Source organism: Burkholderia sp. BCC1985, assembly GCF_905339915.1.
Classification (GTDB): domain Bacteria; phylum Pseudomonadota; class Gammaproteobacteria; order Burkholderiales; family Burkholderiaceae; genus Burkholderia.
In genome coordinates this window covers 1-3523 of the sequence record NZ_CAJPGY010000093.1, presented here as the reverse complement: position 1 = coordinate 3523, position 3523 = coordinate 1, and the positions used below count along the sequence as shown (strand labels likewise).

The following is a 3523-nucleotide window of genomic DNA, read 5'->3' as shown; positions in this document are numbered from 1 at the left end:
GCCTGCAGCGCGAGGCGCGCGTTCTGCTCGACCAGCAGCACCGTGATGCCCTCCTTCGAGATCTCGCGCACCACTTCGAAGATCTTCTCGACCATGATCGGCGACAGGCCCATCGACGGCTCGTCGAGCAGCAGCAGCTTCGGCTTCGACAGGATCGCGCGCGACATCGCCAGCATCTGCTGCTCGCCGCCCGACAGCGTACCCGCGAGCTGCGTCGCACGCTCCTTCAGACGCGGGAAGAAGCCGAACATCCGGTCGACGTCCTGCTTGATCTGTTCCTTGTCGTTGCGCAGGTACGCGCCCATCTGCATGTTCTCGATGATCGACATCCGCGCGAAGATCCCGCGACCTTCCGGCACCATCGCGAGGCCGCGCTTGAGCAGCTCGTGCGACGGCACGCCCTTGATCGACTTGCCGTCGTACTCGATGTCGCCCGCCGAATACGGCTTGAGACCCGTGATCGCCTTCATCGTCGTGGTCTTGCCCGCGCCGTTCGCGCCGATCAGCGTCACCAGCTCGCCCTGGCGGACTTCCATGTCAACGCCCTTGACGGCCTGGATGCCGCCGTAGTTGACCTGCAAGCCCTTGATTTTCAACATTGCCGCTGCCATCAGTGCACCCCTGCGCCGAGATATGCCTCAATCACCTTCGGATTCTTCTGCACGTCCTGCGGCAGACCCTCGGCGATCACCTTGCCGTAATCGAGCACCGTCATCCGGTTGCACAATCCCATCACGAGCTTCACGTCGTGCTCGATCAACAGGATCGTACGGCCGTCGGAGCGGATCTTGTCGAGCAGGCGCGTGAGTTCGACCTTCTCGGTCGCGTTCATCCCGGCCGCCGGCTCGTCGAGCGCGAGCAGCTTCGGGTCGGTCGCCAATGCGCGTGCAATCTCGAGACGGCGCTGGTGGCCGTACGACAGGTTGCGCGACGTGTAGTCGGCGTACTGCAGCACGCCGACGTACTCGAGCAGCTCGATCGCGCGTTCCTTGATCTCGCGCTCTTCCTGGCGCTCGGCCGGCGTCTGGAACACCGCGCCCAGCAGCCCGTGCTTGGTCCGCACGTGGCGGCCCACCATCACGTTCTCCAGCGCCGTCATCCCGCCGAACAGGCGGATGTTCTGGAACGTGCGCGCGATGCCCGTCTTCGCGACCTGGTGCACCGCGGTCGGCTTGTATTCCGTGCCGTCGAGCTTGAACTCGCCGGAGTCCGGCGTGTAGAGGCCCGTGATCACGTTGAAGAACGTGGTCTTGCCGGCGCCGTTCGGGCCGATCAGGCCGTAGATCTCGCCTTCCTTGATCTGCAGGCCGACGTCGGACAGTGCCTGCAGCCCGCCGAAGCGTTTGTTCACGCCCGAGACGGACAGTCGGATTTGCTTGTCGCTCATGTGTGTATCCCCTTGTCCGTTGGTTAAGCGCGCACCGGCTTCTTGCTGTTGCGCTTCGCCAGTTTCGCGATCTTGTCCTCATGCTTCGGCGCCGGCCACAGGCCTTCCGAGCGATACAGCATGATGATCACCATCGCGAGGCCGTACAGCGCCTGACGGATCACTTCGGTGTCGACGATGTCGTGACCGAAGATCGCGTGCTGCAGCGGGCTCATCGTCGAACGCAGGAATTCCGGGAAGATCGCGAGCAGCACCGCGCCCAGGATCACGCCCGGGATGTGGCCCATGCCGCCGAGCACCACGCACGCCAGCACGACGATCGATTCCCAGAACGTGAACGACTCAGGCGACACGAAGCCCTGGAACGCACCGAACATCGCGCCCGACAGGCCGCCGAACGACGCGCCCATCGCGAACGCGAGCAGCTTCACGTTACGGGTGTTGATGCCCATCGCTTTCGCGGCGATTTCGTCTTCGCGGATCGCGGCCCATGCGCGGCCGATACGCGAGTGCTGCAGGCGCGTACAGACCCAGATCACCAGCAGCGCGCAGAGCACGAACAGGTAGTAGTACATGTAGACCGACGGCAGCTGGAAGCCGAAGATCGAGTGCGTCTGCGACAGGTTGAAGCCGCCGACGTGCACCGGATCGATGCCCGTGATCCCCTTCGGGCCGTTGGTGATGTTCACCGGACGGTCGAGGTTGTTCATGAAGATCCGGACGATTTCACCGAAGCCGAGCGTCACGATCGCCAGGTAGTCGCCGCGCAGGCGCAGCGTCGGCGCGCCGAGCAGGATGCCGAAGGTCGCCGCCAGCGCCATCGCGATCGGCACGATGATCAGGAACGGGATGTGCAGGCCGTTCGGCGCGAGCGCCGCGATCCACTCGAACTGCGAGGTCAGGTGCGGCGAGCTCAGCAGTGCCGCCGTGTACGCGCCCACCGCGTAGAACGCGATGTAGCCGAGGTCGAGCAGGCCGGCGAAGCCGACCACCACGTTCAGGCCCAGCGCGAGCATCACGTACAGCATCGCGAAGTCGAGCACGCGGACCCAGTAGTTGCCGCCTGCCGAGCCGATGATGATCGGCGCCGCGATCACGAAGGCCGCGGTCAGGATGCCGATGACGACGGTCTTGGCGGTGTTGCGTTCTTCGACGAGCGACGTCGAGGATTCGATCGGTTGAATGGATGTCATGTTGTTTGCTCCCCTTCCGTTACGCGCGGTCCGCGACACGTTCGCCCAGCAGGCCCGACGGACGGAACACCAGCACGATGATCAGCACGATGAATGCGAACACGTCCTGGTAGTTACTGCCGAACACGCCACCCGTGAGGTTGCCGATGTAGCCCGCACCGAGCTGCTCGATCAGGCCGAGCACCACGCCGCCGACCATCGCGCCGCCAAGGTTGCCGATCCCGCCGAGCACCGCCGCGGTGAACGCCTTCATGCCGGGGATGAAGCCCATGTAGAAGTGCACGTTGCCGTATTCGGACGCGATCATCACGCCGGCCAGCGCGGCGAGCGCGGAGCCGATCATGAACGTCGCCGAGATCACGAAGTTCGGGTTCACGCCCATCAGGCTCGCGGTGTTCGGGCTTTCGGCGATCGCGCGCATCGCGCGGCCGAGCTTGGTCTTGTGCACGAGCAGCAAGAGGCCTGCCATCACGATGAACGCCACCGCGATGATCACGATTTCGGTGACCGAGATCACGGCGCCGGGCGTCGTGTCGGTCGCCTTGATCACGTTGATCGGATCGGTCGGCAGCAATTGCGGGAACGGCAGCGGGTTGCGCGACCAGATGATCATCGCGGCCGTCTGCAGCAGGATCGACACGCCGATCGCGGTGATCAGCGGCGCGAGACGCGGCGCGCGGCGCAGCGGCCGGTACGCGACCCGCTCGATCGTGTAGCCCACGCACGCGCAGACGACGGCGGCGATGCCAAGGCCGATCGTCAGCGTCGCGACGTTGCCGAGTCCGGGAAAGTGGTTCTGCAGCACGGTGATCGCCGACAGGGCGACCATCGCGCCGATCATCAGCACGTCGCCGTGCGCGAAGTTGATGATGCCGAGAATGCCGTACACCATCGTGTAACCCAACGCGATGATGGCGTACACACTGCCGAGCACCAGCCCGTT

At 64.7% G+C, this 3523-nt stretch carries 4 protein-coding genes; all 4 read right to left on the bottom strand.

All coding sequences use genetic code 11. The annotated features are described in order from the left end of the window. Nucleotides 1–611: ABC transporter ATP-binding protein (locus U4Z31_RS36710; protein WP_321812969.1), on the bottom strand; the 611-nt coding region annotated here is incomplete at its 3' end. After that, nucleotides 611–1387 carry an ABC transporter ATP-binding protein gene (locus U4Z31_RS36705; protein ID WP_044845603.1) on the bottom strand — a complete coding sequence of 259 codons (777 nt, stop codon included), beginning with the start codon at nt 1385–1387 and terminating at the stop codon, nt 611–613. The genes U4Z31_RS36705 and U4Z31_RS36710, both read right to left, overlap by 1 nt. Before the next feature lie 23 nt (nt 1388–1410). Then, nucleotides 1411–2580, bottom strand: a complete 1170-nt coding sequence (locus U4Z31_RS36700; protein WP_044845602.1) for an ABC transporter permease subunit — start codon at nt 2578–2580, stop codon at nt 1411–1413. A 19-nt stretch (nt 2581–2599) separates the two neighbouring features. Continuing rightward, a partial coding sequence (locus U4Z31_RS36695) for a branched-chain amino acid ABC transporter permease (RefSeq protein WP_148092733.1) occupies nt 2600–3523 on the bottom strand: 924 nt, incomplete at its 5' end.

What these genes read in the sequence shown, in the direction of transcription:
- U4Z31_RS36705 (WP_044845603.1), bottom strand. Translation starts at nt 1,387, where the DNA reads ATGAGCGACAAGCAAATCCGACTGTCCGTCTCGGGCGTGAACAAACGC.
- U4Z31_RS36700 (WP_044845602.1), bottom strand. Translation starts at nt 2,580, where the DNA reads ATGACATCCATTCAACCGATCGAATCCTCGACGTCGCTCGTCGAAGAA.